The following is a 21686-nucleotide window of genomic DNA, read 5'->3' as shown; positions in this document are numbered from 1 at the left end:
ATCGAGTTGTATAGCGTCACCGACGGACATACCTGATAGATATCTGCTGACGATGTGGTAGAGGTGCACGCGCCGCACGATTGCGTTTCTGGACATATAAATAAAAGTATGTAGTTGCAATGATATTTATATTTTGGCTACATTTTCATTCAATAGGAGCAATAATTGTTTATCGTCTTCATTCGAGAGATCTATCAACGACTTCGCGCGCTGGGTGTAGTGCGGACGTCACGAGAATTTTCAACTTTGATACTCGGCCAGGGACCGAACTACTACCGGCATTGTTGTCGACTGGATCGCCGTGATGCCGTGCCCCGGTGGGTCGCCGCGCGTGTGATCGCGTCGCTGAGGGACATCAGGGACGCCGTGGCCCCCGCCGCCGCATTTGAGATCGACGGCATCCTGGATGAAGCGAAGGGAGCCGATCGAGTGGCCCGGATGTACTATCGGCGCTGATCGTCATCGTAACAGCAGCCCTGGGACAGACCCTTTGGCGATCACGCGGTACTGCGCATCGAGGGTTTCGTCCCTCCGCGTATCGACGTAGCCAACGACGCGCAGCTTGGCATCCAGCACGCGGATACGTCCGAGCCCATCAACATCTTCCAAGTATCCGATCGGGATGCGGCGATCGTCGAGTACGGGCCTGCGCGCCATAGCTGATCTCCTCTGGAAGGTTATGAGGTATCATCGACCGACATCGTCTCAGTCGCTCGACCCCGCTGGGAATATCTTGGCGGTTGGTCTGCGACCGGAGGCACGGTGACATCCGGTCTTTTACGCCCCCCGGCGTCGTGCGATGCCGTCGAATGCAGCCTCGGCGGCGACGTAGCGTTCGTGCGCGGCCTGCCGCCGCTCCGGCGAATGTTTGTCAGGGTGCAGAGCAAGCCGATGCGCGCGCCGCGCCGCCTGAACGACGTAGTCGGGCGCATCCGCGTCGAGCCCCACGCGTCGGTAGATCGGATCATTGGTTGAGCCGGTCGGCCGCCGACGGATTTCGTCAAGCTCGCCTTCGAGTTCGTCAACCCGGGCGATGGCGATGCGCAAAGCCGCACAGGCTCCGGCCTCGATCTTGGCGGCTTCGCACAATTGCCTCTTCGCAGCCGTGAGGCGCCCCCGAAGATCGAGGGCAGCCGGTACGATCAGCATCACCAACACGACGATGAGCCAGCGCGTGATGGTCGGCGTCACAGCGAGTAGCCCGCCCAAGACGATGACGAAAGCCATCTTCAACGCAATCGGGTGAATGGCTGCGACGAAATCCAACAGGTCGACGACGAAAGGTGTTGCGCGCGGTTCGAGCGCAGACTCTTCGCTTCTCACCGGTCATCTCCTTTGAACCTGCGGATGTCGACCGGTGGAACTGCGACTCCGCTTCGGCGCTCACGCGCTACGCTTGTCCAGCGGACGTTTGTCTCGGCGCCGCCCAACTCGGCGTCGACGACGTCGTCGACGTAGGCTGCGTGAGTCCTGATCATGCGCACTCCTCAACGTCGTCGAGGATGTCGTCCTCCACAACGTCATCGTCTCGGCCCCAGGGGTAGACGCCCAGCCACGCTGCCATTGCAGCTCGCACTTTCTGTTTTAACGGAGCACGACCGCGAACAATCACGCCCGCAGCGCGCAGGTGATTGCGCAGCACCGCCATCCGAGCGTCAGGTCCGAGGCGGTGACCTGGGCGGTCTATGCGATCGAGCATATAGCCCCGGCTCGTCCAGCGCAGTACGCCCAGCAACGCGTCCGCATCCGACGTCGACGGTCGGTACTCTACGTATGCGTGCCGCCCCGCCAGCACTTCGCCGCACACGTTGTGAAGGTGCCGGTAGCGTCGCTCCAGGGCCGTCAATTCGGCGCCACTGGCGAGCAGCTTGATGTCGGAGCGTTCACCGATCTTTCGCGCGAGATCGTCGAGGGCTGGCGCGTTATCGATGCGCTCTGCCCATCGGCGAACCCATAGCTTGATGTCCCGGTCGATGGGCCAAGCATCGAGGCTGGCGCGGAGAGCATGGTTGGTTGTGGTCGAGCAGTAACGTCGAAGGTAGGTGATGGCGCAAGCGAGGGTCTCAGCTCCTTCGCGGGTGCGCACATGCTGCACGACAACCCGATGTATGAGAACCGGGTCGAGGACGGTCAGCGCCTGGATCTGACCGATGGTGATCGGGCCCGCAAATTGGCCGAGGACACGAACGCGGGCTCGGTCGACAGGATCGTCCGATCGAAAGAGCTGGATGATGTCAGCGTAGGCTTCTGGCGCTGGTAGCGGATCGAGGCCGAGGCGGGCCAACGTCCCGACGAGGCCGGGGGGCGTGAAGCCGCCAAGCACGGCACGAAGGGCCTTGCGCGGCTTCAGGGTGAGCAGCGCACGACCGACGATGGCGCGGGGGTCACAGGCGGCGTCGACGGCGATCCCACTCTCCAGCAGCGCCCCGTCGAGACGTCGGGCGAAGACGTCGACATCGCCCCGATCGCGTAGGCGAGCCAGGACGAGGAAAGCGACCTGTCGCCGGGCCGCGCCCCAGCGACAGGAGGTGGCCAGAAACCCAGGTGCGTGTTCGTCGACGGCGAGAGCCTCGTCGAGCGCCCAACCGTCGTAGCTTCGCACTAGGGGTCGGGCCAAGATGGTTGGATCGAACGTGCCTAGGGATGGGTCCAAGAGCGGCTCGCAGGCGATAAGGGGAAAGATGCCCGGCCATCCTGCCGCCGATCTCGAACTCCGCAACAAATCCCGACTATACCAACCGAGCCTGTCTCTCTTGGAAGCGGAAAGCCGTCCTCGCTATGGCATCGCATCTCCACCCTCGATGCGCCCCGTTGACGAAAAGTTCGTCATGATCCCGATGGCGCTGGCGGGCGTCGAGGGAGGCTGGGCGGTCTGCTCGTGGACGCGGCACGGAGGCGCACGACGTGGCCTGCGTGGCGGCGTGCGTGCCGAGTGCAGCCTAGCCCGCGGCTCTGCCCTTGATGGCTCGACCGTCCGAAGTTCACTCAACACCACGCCGCGCGGGACGGCGCCGCGATCAGGACGCTCCGCTCGACCTGAGCGCGATCAGCCGAAGAAGCGCGCGACCATCGCGTCGTGCAGAGGGAAGGCAGTAGGCACCGGGCGGTCGATGACGACCACCTCCGCGTCGTGGACGAACGCGCCCTCGTGCGCGACCGGAAGGCTCTGGCAGAACAGAAGGTTCTGCCGCGGGTCCGGCGTCGTCACGACGGTGAGCAACCGCAGCCGTTCGGGCTCGACGCTCACGCCGGTCTCCTCGGCGACCTCGCGCGTCCCGCCCTACTTCCACGTCTCGCCGCGCATCTGGTAGCCGCCCGGGCAGGGCGAGTTGCCCGTACCCTTCGGCGAGGCTGCGGCGGACCATCAGCAGCCTACCCCGGATAGGGACAAGCACCACCACGACGGTCGGCGTGTGGTCGTAGCCGTTCATGGCCTTCCCCGGCCGCAAGCGATGCGATCCGCGCGGTCGTCGAGACAACTCGATCATGTCGACTTCAAGTCCAGCCACAAGTGCGTGACGAGCGAGCTTATTCGCCCGTCACCTCGGCTTGACGAGAACTTGGCACAACATGTCGGACACACCCCCGTCCGCTAGGAAGCCCATGGCTTTGCCCGACGACGGATCGGCCATGATCCGGGATCGCTGGCCGTTGTCCAGCACGAGCAGCTTTTGCCCGTCTTTGTCGGCGAGGGAAGCCGTCCACCGCTTCACCCTCGCGGCATTCGTGAACCCACTGTAGTTCGACTTGGCGTTCGTGATCTGCGCGCCGCCCTGTCCATCGATGTAGAACTCAATGCTGGTGCCGGGGCAGGTGCAGGTCGCCACGCCCGACTCGCGGTAGGGTGGGAACTTCGTCGACGCCTGATCCGGCTGGGGCGGACCGTCCGGTCGGCTGTTGGCCCCGACCTCGAAGGCGACGATCGGCACGGTTCTGCGCGCACCGATGTCGAGCTTCGCCCCGCAGAACAGCGACGTGATCTTACCGTCCTTCCGGAAGAACTTGCACGCCCCGTCGTCGGCCGCCGTGGCAACGCCGGATCGCAGGTAGACCCGTGAGATCTGCGCCATGTCAGGTTCGGAGACGGACCCGGCGAAACCGATCTGCGGACCGGTGTTGGACTGCGACTCGGTGAAGGTGATCAGAACGCGTTTGGGATCGCCGTTCGGGTGAATGATCACCGCGGAGTCACAGAAGAACCGCGACTGTCGCTTCGTCAGATCCTCGGTCCGCGACCCTTCGGCGATGTGACTCTTCTCATTGCACACCCCCTTAAGGACGATCATGGAGCCGTCGCCATCCGGCCCAGCGAGCGCACGGCCCCCCGTGACCCCGAAGACGAGGATGCAGACCGCGAGAACTGATGCCGTCGGCGACATGCTCATGATCACACTCTCCGGCCATATCTCTCCAAGGGCAAGTACGTTAGGTTGGCCGCATGAGCCCTGTTGAACAGACCAGGGGAGAGTTGGACCGGCTCGTGGCCTGGGCACGAGACCACGGGGCTCGTATCCGCTCGAACAGGTTGATCCGCCGCCTCAAGGGGAGCGGCCCGCGGGTCCGCCTCGCCGTCACCGCCGCCCTGTTCGCGCTCATCGTCGCCGCGGGTGCCTCACACCTGCCGCAGGTGATGACGGGCATGGCCCTGCTCAGCGCCGAGGAGGATCCGGTCCGTCTCACCGAGTTGCGCCTCCCGGCGGTCGCCACGCGCGATCGCCTCGCCGAGGAGATCGACGAAGCCCTGCGCCAGGGAGACCCGGATCTCGCCGACAGCTTCACGGCCCTAGCCGATGTGCAGGGCGTACCGGTTGACCCCACCCGGCGCCAGCGCGTCACCGCCGCCCTCGTGGCGGCACCGGGGGCGGGACGAGACTTCGCCACCGGCTTCGCCAGCGGCGCTTCGGACACCTGGGTCGGCACGGCCGGGGCGCTCGTCGCCGACGTCGTCGGCTTCGGCGACATGCGCGACCTCTGGCAGGAGGGCAACAAGCTCTACCGCGGCGAGCCCTACGACGACCTCGTGCTCGGCCTGTCCGCCGCGGGCGTTGCGCTGACCGGCGCCACCGTCGCTGGGTCGGCCGCCGTCGTCAGCGCGGCACCGCTCGCGGCGGCGAAGCTCTCGATCGCGCGGGGTCTGAACTTCCTCAAGTCGGCGCGCAGGGCGGGGCTGCTGTCGCGCGATCTGGCCGCACGGCTCGTCCGCATGACGACCGAGACGGTGAACGCGGCGGCCCTCACGGACGCGGTCGCCGCCGCGCGGGTTCTCAACCTGTCGGCGGCGCGGCGAGCGGCGCAGCAGGCCATGCGACCCGAGGCTCTGCGCACGCTCACCCGCCTCGGCGAGGACACCCTGGCGCTTGAGGCGCGCCTCGGTCAACGCGGGGCGGCTCAGGCGCTGAACGTGGCTCAGAACGCGCGCGAGGTCGGCAGGATACGACGCTTGGCTGAAGCGGTGGGCAAGCCGACACGCTCCGCCCTCAAACTGCTCGGCCCGGCTGCGTTCCTCCTCGGCAACGTCCTGGCGTGGCTGACGCAGGCACTGTGGCTCGCTCTGACCTGGAGCTTCGCCGCGGCGCTGCTTGCCCGGCGTATCGGGCTGACCCTCGGCCGACTGTTCTGGGGTCCGGCGAGGCCGCGCGCGCGGCTGGGCAGAGGCGCCGCGTAGGGGGGAGAGCGGATGGACTGGCGGCGCGAGAACATCCCGCGGATCAGGCTGGATCGGCCGTGGAAGCGGCTGCTGCTGCCGGGCCTCGCGATCCAGTGGCTGATCTACATGTTCCCCTCCGGCCGCTATAGCGCGATCCTGTTCGAGACCCGGCAGGCCCGCAGCCCGCTGATGACCTACGCCTTCAGCGCCGCGTTCTACCTCGGACTGCTGGCGCTGCTCGGCGGCGCGCTGGCGGCCAAGCCGTAGGACGGCGCCGTGGCACGCCGCAGGAAGAACGCCGGGGACGGCGGCCTCGGGCTAGTCCTCATCCTCCTGGTGATGGCGTTCGGCGTCATCGTCGCCGTCGTCGGCTTCCTGTTCCAGCTCGCCGCCACCGCGGCCCTCTACGCGCTGCCGCTCGCGGTCGGCATCGCACTCCTGGCCTTGCGGGATGTCGGTCGACATCCACCCGCTTTGTCGGACCCGGCGGGCTTTCACGATGGGGGCATCGCGCGGAGTGTCGCCAAGCTCCTCGGCGAGAAGGAAGCGTGGACACGCCGCCGCCGCGAGCAGTACGGCCGCGGCTCACTCGAAGGGCTGCACCTCACCAAGGGCAGCGGCGAGACGCGGTTCGACACGCGCGGTCGGCTGGGCCGGGAACTGAACGCCACCCTCGACGCGGCCGAGACCGCGCTGCTGCGGATCGAGGGCGCGGTCCGCGACGCGCGACTGCGCGTCGGCGCCGACATCCCGCCCTGGCGCGCGGAGTTCGAGGGTTGGGTAAGGCGATACGCCGTCAAGCTCGCCGTCCTACACGGGCTGGTGGCCTTCGGCGTCGCAACCGTCGTGCTGTACGTCTGGTCGCTCGCCCGGCCGGACGCGGCCTATGCCGCGCAGGGCTTCCTGCTGTGGGACCCGCTGCCGCCGCGGGTGCTGATCAGCCCGCTGGTCGGCGCGGCCGTGCTCGCCTACGCGACCTTCGCCGTCGCGCTGCGGGTGCATCGGCGGAGGCTGCCGGAGCGGATCGATCGCGATCGGGCGGCGGCGTGGCTGCACCTCGAAGCGAGGTGGTCGCCTCACACCGACGCCGACGATTACTTCGTCGCGGACCGTTCGGAGATCCCGCGCGACGAGGAGCGGACGGAGCGGCGGCGGGAGGCACAGCAAACGCCGCCCGATCCGTCGTGGCACGAGGTCCTCGGCGTTGCGGCCACCGCCTCCGAGGGGGAGATCAAGACCGCCTACCGCGAGGCGATCAAGGGCTACCACTCGGATCGCGTCGCCACCCTCGGGCCGAAGCTGCGCGCCCTGGCCGAGGAGGAGTCGAAGCGCATCAACGTCGCCTACGACGCGGCGCGCAAGGCGCGGGGGTTTCGCTGAGGCGCGGTTGCGGCGACCGAACCGACGCCCCCCCCCCGTGGCTACTCCGCCGCCTGCGGGAGGGATTCGCGGTTGTCGTGCTCCTCGTCGATGACAGGCCCGGTCGCCTCGTCGGCTTCGCCCCCCCGGTACACGCTGTGGCCCATGCTCTCCTGGATCAGCCCGAGCAGCCGCTCGCGCCGCGCGGCGTAGAAGGCGGCGAAGTCGTCCCCCCGCAGCAGGGCCGGGTCGATCGCGTGGCTGGCTACGAGGCCGTCGAGCGCCGCGTCGTCGCTAATCGAGCCAGCCTCGCGAAGCGCCCCGAGGTAGCGCGACGGGGCCGAGCCGCCGATGATGCGGTTCGTCTTGGCCGTCAGCGGCGTTTTGTTGACGATGGTGTCGTAGCGGGTGCGTGGGACGCCGTTTTTCTCGCACCACGCCCGGGGGAACACATGGTGGATATCGACCGCGTCCTCGAAGTACACCGTGTCGTCGTAGCTCTGCCCGGAGCGGAAGTCGCGGGCGCCCTCGCGCATCAGGCGGGCGTGCACCCCCTTATAGGCTGCCGACAGCCGCGAGGTCATCGTGTCGAGCCGGTCGGCGCGGAACACCGCGTCGCGCACGCTGCTCGGCTCCGGGCCGCCGTCGATCCAGGCAGGGACCTCCCACAGGTCCTTGCCGTAGCGCGTTTCGACCGCCGAGCCGTAGAGTTCGCCGAACACCCCGCACCAGTACCACCGGGTGAGCTTGCGCCGCGCGGCTTCCTCCTCCCAGCGGTCGCCGATCGCCGCCAGGATCGCGGCCAGGGGCACGAGTTGGGTGGTGTAGGGCACGTCCTTGAACCAGTGGATGCGCTGCGCCCGCAGGAAGCGGGCGACGCGCTCGTACCCGGCCTCGACCTTCGGGGCGTGCTCTCGGTAGGCGGCCAGCGGCAGGTTGAGAATCGCGTCCCGCGTGCAGATGACGGGCGGCGGATCGCCTGCCGCGCCGCCCGCGACGTGCGCCCGGCGGCGGGCGGCTGAGTGCAGCAGGGAGACGGCCTGAAGCAGGTCGGTGGGCTGCACCTGCGAGAGGACGTTGTGCTTGGCCAGCCGCTTCTGGCGGCCGGGTATCTCCGCCGTGCCGAGCCAGTCCTGGCGCAAGTCGAACTCGTCGGTGGCGAAGATCGCGGTGAGCAGTTCGAAGGCGTCGAGCTTCTTGCCCCCGGTGTTGACCTTCTCGAACACGAGGCAGACGGCCTCGCGGCTGGTGGCGCGACCGAGTTCGATTACCGGCATCTGGTAACGCAGAAACGCGGTAAGCACCTTGTCGTAGAAGTCGCGGTAGAAGCCGCGCTTGTCCCGGTCGTCGCGGTCGAGCCAGAAGTCCTCGAAGCCGTGCTGCCACTCGCGGTCGTCGAAGATGCGGTTCACGGGGAACAGCATCGCCTCGTACTCGCGCTCGGGGGTGGTGAGATCGAGGACGACGTCGCGGCCGAAGTTGCGCGTCTCGGTCTTATTTTCGGGCACACCGACGATGGCTTCGCCGCGGTCGTAGTTCGGATCGAGGGCGGCCTTCATATCGATGTAGTACCAGCGCTTGATGCGCTGGCGCTTTGCGTTGAGGGTCTCGACGACCTCCCGGCGCATGACGGCTTGATAGAGGGAGGTGATGCGCTGCTGGCCGTCGAGCAGAAGGCTTTCGGGCTCGCGCGCGGCGCTGACCTTGGGCGCGCCCTCGACGGTGCGGGGCTTGAAGCGGACCTCGCCGCCGGTCTGGAGGGTCATGAGCGCACCGACCGGGAAGGAGCGCGAGATGGAAGCAAGCAGGCCGCGGATGCCCTCGTCGTCCCAGACCCAGCCGCGCTGGAAGTCGGGTAGCTGGATCAGGCCCTCGGCGGCCTTACGCAGGAGTTCGTCAAGGGGCTTCTTCGTGGAGTCGAACTCGACGCGGCTCATAAGGGTCCTCTCAAGCCGGTGCGCGAAGCCAGTCGCAGATGGTTGCATCCTCAACTTAGAATGGTCAAGGTTGTTCGGGGTGTTCCTACCTGCCTGAGGCCGCTGACAGGGAGAAGAGGTCTGGCGATCGAGATCTGATGCGGTGGCTTCGGCTCAACGCGAGCGCAGTTCCTCGCATTTGTGTTCCACTTTCGTTCCGACGTCTGATCTGATATGCCTCGCACCATGGAGGCTGTGCGTGGCCAAGGTGGAGCAGTTCTTCGACGAGCAGACTGAGCAGTCCGAGGCCAAGGCTCGGATCGTAGCCAAGTATTTCGACGCCTGGGCGCACGTCATGCTGGCCAACCGCCGCAAAGGCATTCGTATCGACAGACTGGGTTACATCGACCTTTTCGCCGGACCCGGCCGTTACAAGGACGGGGCGAAGTCGACACCACTCCTCGTGTTGGAGCAGGCCGTCGCCAAGCCGGAACTGGCCGAGATTCTGACGACGATGTTCAACGACAGGGACGAGGAGAACGTCGACTCTCTGAGGATCGCGGTCGACGCCCTACCTGATCTCGCCAAGCTCAAGCACAAGCCGCGTATCTACTGCGGCGAGGTCGGCGCCGACGCCGAGGCGATGTTCAAGGGCATCCGGATGTTCCCGACGTTCTCGTTCGCCGACCCCTTCGGCTACAGGGGCCTGTCGCGCGGCTTCGTCCAGGCCATGGTGAAGGACTGGGGCTGCGACTGCGTGTTCTTCTTCAACTACGGCCGCATCAACGCGGGCATCAACAACGACGCCGTTCGCGCGCACATGGACGCCCTGTTCGGGCGCGAGCGCATCGACCGCATGCGGGCGTTCATGACCGAGATGAGGCCGAACGAGCGAGAAGCCTTCGTGTTGGAGGAACTCGCCAGCGCGCTGCGCGACCTCGGCGCGCCATTCATCCTGCCGTTCCGCTTCAAGCGGGCGGACGGCAGCCGCACTTCTCACGCGCTGGTGTTCGTCTCGAAGGACAAGCTCGGCTACGGCATCATGAAGGACATCATGGCAAAGGAGAGTTCGACGGAGGACGAGGGCGTGCCCTCCTTCACGTACTCCCCCGCCGACGCGCGCTGCCCGCTGCTGTTCTCACTGAACCGGCCGATCGCAGCGCTGGCGAACGATCTGGCCGTCAGGTATGCCGGTCGCACGATGACGATGAAGCAGATCTACGAGGCGCACAACGTCAACACGCCGTTCGTCGAGAGGAACTACAAGCGCGTGCTGAACGAGATGGAGAACGCTGGCCGCATCACCGCCAGCCCGCCCGCCGCCGAACGTCAGATGCGTAAGGGCGAGCGGACGTTCGGCGAGAACGTCACGGTGACATTCCGGTAGAGGCGAGCGGCGTGGGAAGTTCCTCATCAATCGAGTGGACAGACGCGACCTGGAACCCGGTCGCGGGCTGTACCATCGTCTCACCGGGCTGCACGAACTGCTACGCGATGCGCATGGCCGCCCGCTGCGAGGCGATGGGCCACGCCAAGTACGCCGGAACGACGCGCAAGTCGGGCGGTCGGGCGAAATGGACCGGGAAGCTCGTGCTCGATCGCAAGGCCCTGCACGCCCCACGCGCGTGGGCGAAGGGGCGGCGGGTCTTCGTCAACTCGATGTCCGACCTGTTCCATGAGGACGTGCCGCTGGCATACGTGCGCGAGGTGTTCGCGGTGATGGCCGAGACGCCCCAGCACACGTATCAGGTCCTCACCAAGCGCGCAGACCGGCTGCTCGAAGTCTCGCCGTCGCTGGCGTGGCCCGACAACGTCTGGATGGGGGTGAGCGTCGAGAGCGCGGACTACCTCTGGCGCATCGACCGCCTCCGCGAAGCAGGCGCGAAGGTGAAGTTCCTGTCTCTGGAGCCCCTTCTCGGACCCCTTCCCGACCTCGACCTCGACGGCATCGACTGGGTGATCGCGGGCGGTGAGAGCGGGCCGGGCGCGCGCCCCGTCGACTCGGCTTGGGTGCGCGAGATCCGCGACACGACCGTGGAGGCGGGCGTCGCGTTCCACTTCAAGCAGTGGGGCGGCCCACAAAAATCGCGCACGGGTCGGCTTCTCGACGGGCGGACCTGGGACGAGTACCCGGCCGCAGCCGCCTAGAGCAGAGCGCACCAGTCCGGCCCCGATAAAGTGGACGAGCCGATTACGCCCCCTCATTCGAACGGATCGGATCTACGCCGCCAGGGCTACACCCTCGACGCCCCCCCGCGGGCCGAATGGCGGGGCGTGGCCGATGACGGGCACGAGGTCGCGCTTGCCGCGGGCCTGGATTTTGAGGACACAGAAGCCGGTCTCAGGGCTGTGGAAGGTGACACGCTCGATTGTGCCCGCCAGCGCCTCGATCGGTTATCCTCGATCAGGATGCTTCGGTCCGCTGCGCTGCCCCACGCCCTACGTCCATATTGGCCTACCCCACATATGGGACCGTCGCCGCGCTGAGGCATTGGAGCGGCGAGGATCAAATCAAGGTCAAGACCGGACCGCGCAACGCCTGGGGCTAAAAGATTGACGGATAACGCATTCTCTGCGCGCCCCACCCTGCGGAAGGCTCGCCAGTCAAATCACGATCAAATCCTGCGTCCTCACGCCCAGTAGGGGACGTAGCCTGCTTTCGGGCGTTCCGGGTCGGCGGGGCGTATCGCTCCCTCGTCCAGGGTGTCCCGGATTACCCGTGAGACCTGGGCGGCATTGCGGTCTTCGATCCCGAACCGATCGCGCAAGGAGGCGTTCGTCAGGAGACCTCCTCCGTGGAACTTCAAGCAGGCGTGCTGGAAGCAGACACGGGCGCGCTCGATCCGGGTCATCTCAGCGAACGGTCGTGCCCCGAGCAGGATGGCCCGGAAGTTCGCGTCGACGACCTTCAACTCCAAGCCAGGGAGGCGGTGTTCCTCCAGGGCCGCCACGATCTTGACGAGCCCCGACCCAAGTTCCTCGCACAGGCCCATGCGGCGCATGAGCCGGGCCATTTGCTCATTGCGGGACCGTGGGGGAGCGCCGAACAGCTTGCGCAGCACGTCGGTCACGGGCGCACCCGGATTCGAGATCTCCACGCGGTTGTCGAATATCTCCACCAGCGGCCCCGACCCAGTCACGGTCATGTCCTGATGGACGAGCGCGTTGGCGACGAGTTCCCGAAGTGCAATCTGCGGGAAGGCGCGCCGCTGCACACGGACGCCGCTGACCTCAATGCGTTCCTCGCTCGGAAGCAGGTCGTCGATGTAGCGTAGCAGGCCGACGAACCCGGCGGCATAGCCCTTCGAGCCCTCTTGGATGCGCTTGCTCTTCACGCGCGTGTTACCGTCGTACTGCACGACGCGCAGCGCCTTCCGAGCGAGGCCATCGAACTGTTCGAGCCTGCGCGCGAGCAGCACAGCACCGAGGTTCAGGATATTCCACCGATCGCCCACGTCGCGGGCGATCAGGCGCTCCTCAGCGAGGCGTTCGAGGATGGTCGCCGGGTTCTCGGGGGCTGTCTGCTTGAGCATTGTGAACAGGACAGTGTGATCGAGAAGGGCGAGCACACCTTGGTCGGTGACGAAGGAGCGGGCAGCGCCATGCTCCCATACGAAGGGCCGCAACTTACTGACGAGATCGGCCTCGCGCTCCGGGAAGTCGGAGAGCTTGGGGGTAGCGCTACCCACCCGCAAATAGGGAATGCCATTGAACTTCACCGGCACGGTGCTGGCGGCCGGGATCTCCAACAGGACGACCCGCAAACCTCCGTGCGTGATGACCTTGAAGTGAAAGGAAGGACTTGGGCTCAGGTTCTTGGCCAACCACAACTCAAAGGGTTCGTTGCCCTTCTTCTCAGCGGTGGGCTCGAAGGTGGTGCCCACGACCTCGTGCGAGCTATCCCGGATGCCCCAGATCAAGTAGGCGAAGGGTTGCTCTTCTAGGCATGCGGTATTGGCCATCGCACACACGGTCCGCGCGATCCGATCCGGGTCGGCGTTGTTCTCCTTGAACTCTGCCCAACCGGTCTCAGCCGGGAGAGCACGGAGGTGATCGACGAGGGCGACGAGGCGCGCCTGATCCGTTCCTGGTGGCATAGCCTGGGCGTGATCTATCGTGACAAGATCAACGGTCATAACCGGTGTTGCAGTCCCCACGAGCCCAGTCTTGTGATGCATATCATCACGTCAAGCAACGCTCGGGTTCAGAGCTGAGATTGCTCACCCCGCACCGATCTGTTCGCGTGAATCGCATCTGGTGAATTTTTTGTCGGTTTCGGTGACCTCCTTCTCAACGTCCTCAACGTCCTTACGTATCGCCTCTGGCCCTCGTTGACGTCGTCGAGCAGATCGTTGGTTTGACCAACTCGCGTCCTACCCCTGTTCCAGAATCCCCCACGTTTTTGCTGGGCATTCTCCCTCTGATGCCCGGCCCGTTTTGCCGTTTCCCGCAATCATCTGGCTCTGTGAAGGAGTTTTTGGCCTACCGACAAGCCACGAATACGCTGAGCCCCTTGGCATGTTCGGCGAGATCAGCCGGGGGGAGGGCGGTGGTATCAGTTCCTATGGTGTATGCCACGCCGTTGCTCTCCAGGAACGCTCCCGCCAGCGAGCCTTTAATCGCGAAGTTCACGTTCTGCGGGATGTCGCCATTGGTGGCGACCATCACCTTCAAGGCGTTCAGCTTCGCACTCACCACACCGATTAGGTTGCCAGAGGCGTCGACGAGCGGGCCACCCGAGTTGCCCGGCTGCACGGGCGCCGAGATCTGGAAGTAGCGACTGTCATCGGCGAGCCCGGTCAGCGCAGTGACGTTGCCCAGCGTGAAGTTACCTGAGGTCGAGAGCATGCCCGACAACGGGTAGCCGAAGACTGCTACTGCCTCGCCGAGGCGAACCCCCGTGCGCAAGGCAGCGATCTTTACCGGAGTGATTTCCGCCTTCAGAAGCGCAAGATCGTTCGTCCGGTCCTGAGCCACGAGCCGGGCCGCTACAAGCCCGTTTGGTCCATTCACCTCAATGGTCGCACAATCCTGAACCACATGGGCGTTCGTCAGCAGGTGGCCAGCGCGGCTGATGAAGAAGCCGGTGCCGGACGAGGCCGTATGCGGCTTGGGATCCGGCTGCCTGGGAGCGACTGCGGGCGGCGTCGGAACGACTGGCTGTAAGGGCGTGGCCACCGCCACCGCTGAAGGAGGGGCTACGGCGATTGGCGCCGTGAACGGCGCGCCCGACATGCTGGCGGCCAGTGACCCCGAAACCAGCACCGCGACGCGTTCCATGTGTAGGTCGGCCTCCGCGGACTTCCAAGCCAGGAAGAAGCCGAGCGTGCCTGCTCCGTCTCGGTGGAAGCGCATGTACCAATCCAGCCCATCCGTACCGGAGGCCGATATCGCGAAGAAATCTGGGCGGAGAACCTTGTAGTTCACCCGCGTGCCGTCCCTGGCGAACCGTTCGAGGGCTGTGCGATAGCCGTCCTCCAACGCGCTCGGGGTGGCGATGTAGCTGAGCGTCGCGCGCTTGGCGGGGTCAGTCCAGGTCACGCCCGAGCCCGTGCGCTCCTCGCGCAGCCCGAGGCCGAACGGCACCCAGATAGGGTGGCCCCTGTATGGATGTGCAGCGGCGCGAAAACCCCAGGTGCGCAGCAGCGGCGTCGCCGAGCTCATGAGCGTCGCGGCCTGCCCCTCATCAATCACCCCAGTTACGGATAGCCCGCTCTGCGACTGGAAGCGCACCACCGTCTCGAACAGCCGTTTGGAGAAATCGACGTTCGGCACGGCGACCTGATGGCCGGTAGCGGTCAGCAGCACCTGGAGGCGGATGCGCTCATTCACCGGCTGGGACTCGAAGGCCGCAGCGGCGAACTCGTACCGGGCAGGGCCCGCAGGCACAGTGACCGCGGGCGGTGCCACCGCCAGGGGTCCAAGCCAGGGAGTCGGATAGCCCGCTTCGTTCAGGTGACGCCGTAACGCGGTCGGGAAGTCGGTCTTGCGCTTCCGTGCATCCGGGCATTTGGCCAGGGGCAGGGCGACTGTGCATTCCTCGTAGGGCCACTCAGCATTGCGATCGTACAGTTGCAGCATGCGCGCCCACGCGGCCTCACCGCGCCCGACGAGGATGCTTTGCGCGACCCACCCGCCAAGGAAGTTGTTGTCATGCCACCGCTCGGGGTCGAGGCTTGCCGTGTGCTCCATGCCCGCGAGCCGCTGGCGCTGATAGCCCGCGAAGTTGGCGTGGCGGGTCACATCCTCCAGCCGTCCGGCGCGCACCCAGTGGATCTGGGCGGGTGGATTGGACGAGGCATAGGGGCCGAAGGCGTACAGGAAGCTGTTGTCGCCGTTGAGCAGTTCGTAGGTGCCGTCTCCGTCGAGATCCTCAAAGGCGTAGCCGCCGCTATCCAAGGTCTCGCCGTCCGCGACCAACCAGCGGCCTGTCCGCGCGTCCTGCGTGGCGATCTTCGTCACCGTGCAGCAGTGGGCGCCGCCCCAGAACGATGAGACGACAAGGCTGAGGCGCGGCGAGATTGGGTCGAGTCGCACGGCGGCGACCTCGGCAAAGTCGGAGTTCGAATCATCGTCCGTCCCACGGGTGGACTGATCGAGGGAGAGGGCGAAAGCCAACTGCCCATCCTCACGGCCTACAGCCACCGGGTGGCGGTCGCCGTCCTTTCCCCTGACGCTGCTGAGCATGACGGACAGGGTGCCGACGCGCAGGACGCTGTCGCGTTTTCCGTCGTACTTGGCGCTTGGCCCGGCCGGTGGGCGCGGCGGCGTCCAGACCTGCTCGACGTAGCTATCACCACGCGAGAAGATAAAGTCGCTCGGCAGGCCACCCGCACGGGTAAGGCGCTGGCGCAGGGCGCGCGGATCGGTAGCGTTCTCCGGCCCGGCGACGACCGCGAACCAGCCGTTGGCCGCGCGCACGACACGCACGCTCGGGAATTGCCAGCGATGGTAGCGCGCGACGCCGATGGCGGTGTCGACGTCCGGTCGGCTGGCCAGAACGACCCAGCGGGCGTTGCCGGACAAGGCGAGATCGCCTGCATCGGCGACAGAGGGCAGCGCTACCAGAAGGAGCACCGCGACAAAACCGGCCCACACCCTGCCCATGCCAACCTCCAGGTTGCAATCTGGCCGGATCAGGGCAGCGGATCAATCTTAAGTCGAAGGCTATCCCACCTTCACGCGGTGAATCGGTCTGCCTGTGTCAAATTTCTTCGCTTGTGGGACGCCGTGAAGGCGCCCGACACCACGCAAACCGCCAGCATCTTTGGCACACCCTTGGCACACCACCCCTCGAAAGATCAGGGCCGCCAAGTCGGCGAAGCAGCTAAGTAGCTGTCAATGAAGGGTAAAATTGGCGCACCCGACACGATTCGAACGTGTGACCTTTGCCTTCGGAGGGCAACGCTCTATCCAGCTGAGCTACGGGTGCAGGCCGTGGCGATTTCCTAGCCCAAGCGCGCGAGGAGCGCAACGGCGCCGATACGATCGCGCTCTGCTTCTCATCGCCTCGACGGGGACGTCGTGGGGGCGCGCCGGAGCGGGTTGACCGGAGTTGAGCCAGGGCAGCCGGCGCATGGCGCGCCGCGCGTGCGCCGCCGCAGGCGATGGGCGAGCGCGATCAACGGCGCTCCCGTCCCGATCGAGACGGGGAGGGTCGCCCCGGGGATCGCGTCGCCGCAGAGGGCAGCAGCACGGGAATGCCGGACCGGGAACGGCTGCCCACGAATGATGGCGGCCGTCCAGAAGGAGGGGGCCTCTGCATCAGGTTGCACGACGATGCCGAAGCCTGCGTAGAACGGGCCAGCGTCAAATTCGCTTCGAAGGCGTTGCGTCCCCGAACTGCGCCTACAGCCAGACCGATGTCGGCATTGCGGTCCACGGCTTCGACGAGGGCACGGAGGGTTGGGGACGAGGGCTGGGCCGAGGTCGACGGGGCGGCCTCTCGATCGCAAGACGCTGTTCCGCCTCGATCGGGACGAGCAACGGTCGATACGGAGGCGCGGCGCGCGCTGGAGCCGCGACGTCGCCCCCGACACGCGCGACGAGGGACGGCGCTTCCGGCATCCGCGTCGTGGTCGACGATAGCTCGCGGGCGTGCGCGGCGCTTGGGACGACCATGCGGGTGGCGACAGAAGGCACACCCGCGTCGGCACGTCGGATCGTCCAAGACGTCACCCGCGCGGCAGCGGAGGTGCCGATACCGACACGAGCCCGACAGGCTGGATCTCGCGCGGCACTTGGGGTGGTGTAGGGAGGAACAGTGCCGTTGAAGGCGCACGTCGATCGTGCCGGACCGCCGGCCCGGCCCGACGGACGCGGCTTTCAGACGCGGCTTGCCCGCTGCGGAAGGCGGTCGCGGCGAGTTGCCCGATGAGGCCCAACGGCGCCGCGGGTGCGCCACACGCGATGACCGGCAGTTCGGCGATCGGCTCAGAGACTGAATTCTATCGCAGCCCTCAGCACCTTGGAGGGCCAGCCCCTCCAGCTTCGGAGGGCGACGCGCTGTCCGGCTGAGCTGCGGGCCCGGGCCACGGCCATGCCCTGATCCGACTGCGTCGCCCGTGCAACGGCGCCCGTCCCATCGCGCGGCGCCGCCCGATCACCATCCGGTGTGGCGCCGGCGTCCTTGCCTTCGTGCGCCGCTTCTTGACCCCTGAACACCGGGCAGAGGGGTCGGGAGCGAACAGCGGTGGCGGAGGTGACGGGCGGCCGGGATCCGCGGGCGAACAATTTCGGGTCCCTGCGCCTCCTGTTCGCGACCCTCGTGATCCTGGCCCACGCCCCCGAACTCGTGGATGGGAACCGGTCGCGCGAGTTGCTGACGCAGGCCTTCGGCACCCTGTCCCTCGGGGAGATCGCCGTCGACGGGTTCTTTCTCGTGAGCGGCTACCTGATCACCGCGAGCTACCGCGCCAAGCGCTCCTTCGCGGATTACCTGATGCGGCGGGCGCTGCGGATCTACCCGGCCTTCGTGGTGGCGTCCCTGCTCTGCATCGCCGTGGTCGCGCCCCTGGGCGGCGGCGACCTCGCGGCGGCCTCGCCGCTGGAGGCCCTGGCGCGGCTGTCGCTGCTCCTCATGCCGGTGGTCCCCGGCACCTTCGCCGGGCTGCCCTATCCGCTGCTCAACGGATCGATGTGGACGATCCCCTGCGAGTTCGGCTGCTACCTCCTGCTCGGCCTCGTCGGCACTGCCCGCGCCCTGCGCCGGCGCGGGCGCTATCTCGGTCTCCTCACGGGTCTCGGCATCCTCCTCGCCCTGCGCTGGCTCTACTTGCCCATCGGGCATCCGGGGGATGCCCTCGGCTCCCTGTCGGAGATGATCCGCCTCACCTTCGTATTCTGCTGCGGCGGCGCCTTCCGGCTCTTCGCCGACCGGATCGCCTACACGCGCCGCGGCGCCGGCCTCGCCGCCTTGCTGCTGGTGCCGCTCCTGTTCAGCCGGCCATTGGCCGAGCCGGCCTTCGCGCTCCTCGGCGGGTATCTGATCTTCTGGTTCGCCTTCGCGGTGCGTCCCAATGCCCTCAGCCGCGCCACCGCCCAGATCGATCCGTCCTACGGGCTCTACCTCTACGCCTGGCCGCTGCAGAACCTGCTGATCGCCCGGATCCCCGGCATTTCCCCCTGGGCGGTCGCGGCCCTGGCGCTCGGGGCCGCCATGCCCCTCGGCCTGCTGAGCTGGTTTCTGATCGAACGGCCGATGCTCCGGTTCCGCGCGGGAACGGGCGCCGCCGCAAGCCCCGAGCCCGGCCCCATACCGGCGGCGCGTCCGGCGCTCAGCGCCTAGCGCCGGACGCGCCGCCGGGTAACCGGGCCCGCCCGGGCGCGTTTCGCGATAGACCATCGGGTCGCGGCCGGGGAGGGCGGAGCATGACGCAGGGTCTGGATCGCGGCACGCTCGACCGGCTGATCGCCCTCGGCCGGAGCCGGGGCGCCATCACGGCCGACGATCTGCACACCGCGCTGCCCGTCGAGCGCATGGATGTCGATGCCCTGGTTCTGGTGATGCTGGAGCTGGAGGCGGCGGGCGTGAGCGTCGAGCCCGAGGCCGTCGGTCCCCCGGCGAACCGGCCGGTCTCGACCGCGGTGGAACTCCCGGCACCGAAGCCCGGCACGCCGCCGGACCGGGCAACGGAGGCAGGATACGGCGCCGCCTTCGCTGCGCCCGGATCCGCTGCGGCGGCCCCGCCGGAGCCGATCCCGGACGACCGGGCCGATGCCAGCCGGGCGGTCATCCTGGCCGGCCTCGCGACCGTGCTGATCCTCGGCGCGGTGCTCCTGATGCTGTGAGCGTCGGGGGCGGAACGCTTCGGCCCGCGGCCCCGTTGGCCCGGGACGGCCGGAAACGGCCCCGAGGACCATCGTATCCATGCGTCAGACCCCGGACGGAACCCTCGCCCTGCTGATTGCGGCCTTGCGCGAGGGGACCGCGCACGTGGAGGCGCTGCTGACGCTGGCGCGGACGGAGATCGACGGCAACATCCGGGCGATCGTATCGCTGGTCGCCATCATCGGCACGATCCCGGTGCTCCTGATCGTCACCTTCTTCCTCGGCCTCGACGCCGTGGTGAAGCTGCTGGCGGTGCCGTTCGGTTCCGAGGCGCCGGCCGCGCTGCTCGTCGCCGCGCCGTTCCTGGCCGTCGCGCTCGGCCTCGGCTGGATGGGCGTGCGCCGGATGGCGCTCTCGAACCTGGAACCCTGGCGGACATGGCGGCAGGTGAAGCGGGACGTCCGGGAGGTTACACGCATCGGCACCTGATCCCGGGACCGAAAGGTCGTTTTCCGTCAGGTGGCTATGCCCGTTCGTTCACGCGTGACGCGAGCGGCCCGGCGCTTCGCCGGTAGAGGGGCTGCTTCGTCGTTCCGCATCCTGTCTTGGCAAGCCGGCCCATCGCGCCCGGCTGATCCGGATGTGCTGAACCGATCAATCAGAATGTCGCCTCAACGCCCTGTCGCATCGAGACAATCTTGCTGAACCCCGTGGGCTCTAGCCCGTGGGTGCCAGCATCGTGCCGAGCCCCGGATCCAGCGGCACGTCGATCCGGCACTGGAGGCCTTGGGGCTCGAAGGCGAGATCGACCGTGCCGGCGAGCTCGCGCCGCACGCCGCCGGCGATCAGCCGCGTCCCGAAGCCGACCCGGGTCGGCGGCTGCACCGGCGGGCCGCCGCTCTCCTCCCAGCGGAACCGCAGATGTCGCGCGCCCGGCGCGAGCGACCACGTCACCCGGACGCGGCCCTCGCGGACCGAGAGGGCGCCGTACTTGGCGGCATTGGTGGTCAGTTCGTGGATGGTCATGCCGAGCGCGAGCACCTCGCGGGGGCTCAGCGAGACGTCCGGACCGTCCAGGCGGATCTGGTCGCCGCCGGTCCGGTAGGGGCCGAGTTCGTTCTCCAGCACCTCGCGCAGGGACGCACCGCTCCAGTCCTCGCGGGTCAGGAGGTCGTGGGTCTTCGACAGGGCCAGGATCCGCGCCTCCAGGACGTCCGCGGAGCCGCGGGACTGGCGGGCGAGGGCCTGGACGGTCGCCAGGGTGTTCTTCACCCGGTGGTTCAGTTCGTGCAGCATCGTGCCCTGCTGCGCCTGCAGGGCGCGCCCGTTCTGGATCTCCGCGTGCAGCGCGGCGGTGCTGCGTTGGAGGGTGCCGGCCATGGCGTCGAGCTTGCTGCCGAGGCGTTCGAACTCCGTGGCGCCGCGCAGGCCGGTGCGGGCGGCGAGATCACCGGCCTGCCAAGCCGCCGCGATGTGCAGGAGCCGCTCGACCGGACGGCGGATGAAGAGCCGCCCGGCCACGAGGGCGGCGGCCAGCGCCAGCGCCGCCCCGAGCGCGATCAGCACCAGCCCGCGGCGCGTGGCGGCGTCGATATCCGCGAAGGCGGCGGCATGGTCGCGCCCGACCACGACGCGCACCCCCGCCAGCGGGCCGTCCGGCGTTGCGGCCGCGATGATCCGCAGGCGGCCGTCGAGCCCCTCGGCGACGCGGACTTCGCTGCCCTGGATCTCCCGCATGGCGCGCTGGTCGGGCGGGATCGGCTTGCCGATCCAGGCGGCCTCGTCCGGACGGCGGGCGATGATCAGGCCGTCGCGGTCCGTGACGGTGATCGCCGTCTCCGCTTGATGGAGCGTCTGTTCCAGATGATCGGAGAGCCAGTCGAGGTCGACGGCGGCGAGGAGGACGCCGGTGGGGGCCGCCGTCGCGTCGCCGGCATGGACGGCCCGGGCAAAGTGGATCGAGGGCCGCCGCGTCTGCAGGCCGACCGCGTAGCCGCCCACCGCGTAGCCGCCCGTCTCCAGGGCGCGGCGGTGATAGGCGCGGTCGCGGCTCGTGTAGGAACCCGCCGGGGAGCCGGCACTGTCGCAGAGCACGGCGCCTTCGGGATCGGTGAGGGCGATCAGCAGCACGTGCGGCAGCCGGGCGGCGGCGCGCCGCAGGTAGGCGGTGCAGGCCGCCGGGTCGCGGGTCTGCACGGAGGCATCCCCCGAGATCAGGTCGAGAGCCTGCTGCATCCGCTCGGAAATCTGCGCGAAATCCTCCGCGACGTCCCACGCGATGGCGCGGGCCTCGGCCCGCACGGCCGCGTCGCGGCTCGCCCGCAGGGCGACCTCGTTGTAGCCCTGGATCGCCAGTGCCGGGGCGAGGGCGAGCAGGACGAGCAGCAGGATGCGGGTCGTCAGCGACAGAGGCAGCGAGAGAGGCAGCGAGAGAGGCGGCGACGGCGGTAGCGACGGCGGCGGCGCGGCGGGGCGTGGGACGCGGAGCGGCATC

The 21686-nt window shown here is 67.6% G+C and carries 18 protein-coding genes, 1 tRNA gene and 1 pseudogene; 10 read left to right on the top strand and 10 right to left on the bottom strand.

What is annotated here, in order from left to right; genetic code table 11:
* Window positions 1-165 precede the first annotated feature (165 nt).
* Window positions 166-456: a hypothetical protein gene (locus BM396_RS32145; protein WP_139239480.1), complete on the top strand. Its 291-nt coding sequence runs from the start codon at window positions 166-168 to the stop codon at window positions 454-456.
* 3 nt (window positions 457-459) lie between these two features.
* Here BM396_RS32145 and BM396_RS10420 read toward each other — a convergent pair whose 3' ends face one another.
* The 5 genes from BM396_RS10420 to BM396_RS10400 form a co-directional block, all read right to left on the bottom strand.
* Entirely contained in the window at window positions 460-657 is a 198-nt protein-coding gene (locus BM396_RS10420; RefSeq protein ID WP_043382456.1) for a hypothetical protein, read from the bottom strand.
* Window positions 658-777: 120 nt separating this feature from the next.
* A complete protein-coding gene (locus tag BM396_RS10415) occupies window positions 778-1323 on the bottom strand; it encodes a hypothetical protein (protein ID WP_139239479.1) in 546 nt (181 codons plus the stop codon).
* A gap of 151 nt (window positions 1324-1474) precedes the next feature.
* Entirely contained in the window at window positions 1475-2602 is a 1128-nt protein-coding gene (locus BM396_RS10410; protein ID WP_043382451.1) for a hypothetical protein, read from the bottom strand.
* Between the two features lie 444 nt (window positions 2603-3046).
* Complete coding sequence (locus BM396_RS10405; RefSeq protein WP_043382448.1) at window positions 3047-3247, bottom strand: NUDIX hydrolase; 201 nt, start codon at window positions 3245-3247, stop codon at window positions 3047-3049.
* 292 nt (window positions 3248-3539) lie between these two features.
* Window positions 3540-4385, bottom strand: a complete 846-nt coding sequence (locus BM396_RS10400) for a hypothetical protein (RefSeq protein WP_051976063.1) — start codon at window positions 4383-4385, stop codon at window positions 3540-3542.
* Window positions 4386-4438: 53 nt separating this feature from the next.
* Between BM396_RS10400 and BM396_RS10395 the strand changes: the two genes are divergently transcribed.
* The 3 genes from BM396_RS10395 to BM396_RS10385 are packed head-to-tail and all read left to right on the top strand — an operon-like array spanning window position 4439 to window position 7027.
* Window positions 4439-5665, top strand: a complete 1227-nt coding sequence (locus BM396_RS10395; RefSeq protein ID WP_139239478.1) for a hypothetical protein — start codon at window positions 4439-4441, stop codon at window positions 5663-5665.
* A 12-nt stretch (window positions 5666-5677) separates the two neighbouring features.
* Entirely contained in the window at window positions 5678-5914 is a 237-nt protein-coding gene (locus BM396_RS10390) for a hypothetical protein (protein WP_043382445.1), read from the top strand.
* 9 nt (window positions 5915-5923) lie between these two features.
* Window positions 5924-7027: a J domain-containing protein gene (locus BM396_RS10385; RefSeq protein WP_043382441.1), complete on the top strand. Its 1104-nt coding sequence runs from the start codon at window positions 5924-5926 to the stop codon at window positions 7025-7027.
* A 41-nt stretch (window positions 7028-7068) separates the two neighbouring features.
* Here the strand turns inward: BM396_RS10385 and BM396_RS10380 are convergent, their stop codons facing one another.
* The gene (locus tag BM396_RS10380; protein WP_043382438.1) at window positions 7069-8943 is read right to left on the bottom strand and encodes a GmrSD restriction endonuclease domain-containing protein; all 1875 of its coding nucleotides are present in this window, start codon (window positions 8941-8943) and stop codon (window positions 7069-7071) included.
* A gap of 238 nt (window positions 8944-9181) precedes the next feature.
* Between BM396_RS10380 and BM396_RS10375 the strand changes: the two genes are divergently transcribed.
* Entirely contained in the window at window positions 9182-10309 is a 1128-nt protein-coding gene (locus tag BM396_RS10375) for a three-Cys-motif partner protein TcmP (protein WP_244538856.1), read from the top strand.
* Between the two features lie 11 nt (window positions 10310-10320).
* Complete coding sequence (locus tag BM396_RS10370) at window positions 10321-11070, top strand: DUF5131 family protein (RefSeq protein ID WP_043382435.1); 750 nt, start codon at window positions 10321-10323, stop codon at window positions 11068-11070.
* Between the two features lie 482 nt (window positions 11071-11552).
* On the opposite strand, the gene BM396_RS10365 is transcribed toward BM396_RS10370, so the two are convergent.
* The 3 genes from BM396_RS10365 to BM396_RS10355 form a co-directional block, all read right to left on the bottom strand.
* Window positions 11553-13058, bottom strand: a complete 1506-nt coding sequence (locus BM396_RS10365) for an ATP-binding protein (RefSeq protein ID WP_199807247.1) — start codon at window positions 13056-13058, stop codon at window positions 11553-11555.
* A gap of 346 nt (window positions 13059-13404) precedes the next feature.
* On the bottom strand, window positions 13405-16029 hold the full coding sequence (locus BM396_RS10360; protein WP_051976061.1) for a S1C family serine protease: 2625 nt from the start codon (window positions 16027-16029) through the stop codon (window positions 13405-13407).
* A gap of 248 nt (window positions 16030-16277) precedes the next feature.
* A tRNA-Arg gene (locus tag BM396_RS10355) sits at window positions 16278-16354 on the bottom strand.
* A gap of 512 nt (window positions 16355-16866) precedes the next feature.
* Here BM396_RS10355 and BM396_RS33315 point away from each other — a divergent pair.
* From BM396_RS33315 to BM396_RS10340, 4 genes and pseudogenes are all read left to right on the top strand, one after another.
* Window positions 16867-17032: pseudogene (locus BM396_RS33315) on the top strand (IS3 family transposase); the annotation flags it as partial.
* Between the two features lie 582 nt (window positions 17033-17614).
* Entirely contained in the window at window positions 17615-18709 is a 1095-nt protein-coding gene (locus BM396_RS10350) for an acyltransferase family protein (RefSeq protein ID WP_043382429.1), read from the top strand.
* An 83-nt stretch (window positions 18710-18792) separates the two neighbouring features.
* Window positions 18793-19212 carry an RNA polymerase sigma factor region1.1 domain-containing protein gene (locus BM396_RS10345; RefSeq protein WP_043382428.1) on the top strand — a complete coding sequence of 140 codons (420 nt, stop codon included), beginning with the start codon at window positions 18793-18795 and terminating at the stop codon, window positions 19210-19212.
* Between the two features lie 79 nt (window positions 19213-19291).
* The gene (locus BM396_RS10340) at window positions 19292-19681 is read left to right on the top strand and encodes a phage holin family protein (protein WP_043382426.1); all 390 of its coding nucleotides are present in this window, start codon (window positions 19292-19294) and stop codon (window positions 19679-19681) included.
* Between the two features lie 228 nt (window positions 19682-19909).
* Here the strand turns inward: BM396_RS10340 and BM396_RS10335 are convergent, their stop codons facing one another.
* Window positions 19910-21685, bottom strand: a complete 1776-nt coding sequence (locus BM396_RS10335) for a sensor histidine kinase (protein WP_081948656.1) — start codon at window positions 21683-21685, stop codon at window positions 19910-19912.
* Window position 21686: the final 1 nt, after the last annotated feature.

This window comes from Methylobacterium sp. UNCCL125, from assembly GCF_900116795.1.
Taxonomy (GTDB): Bacteria; Pseudomonadota; Alphaproteobacteria; order Rhizobiales; family Beijerinckiaceae; genus Methylobacterium; species Methylobacterium fujisawaense.
The sequence above is the reverse complement of the archived record's forward strand: the minus strand, read 5'-3'. Positions and strand labels throughout refer to the sequence as shown.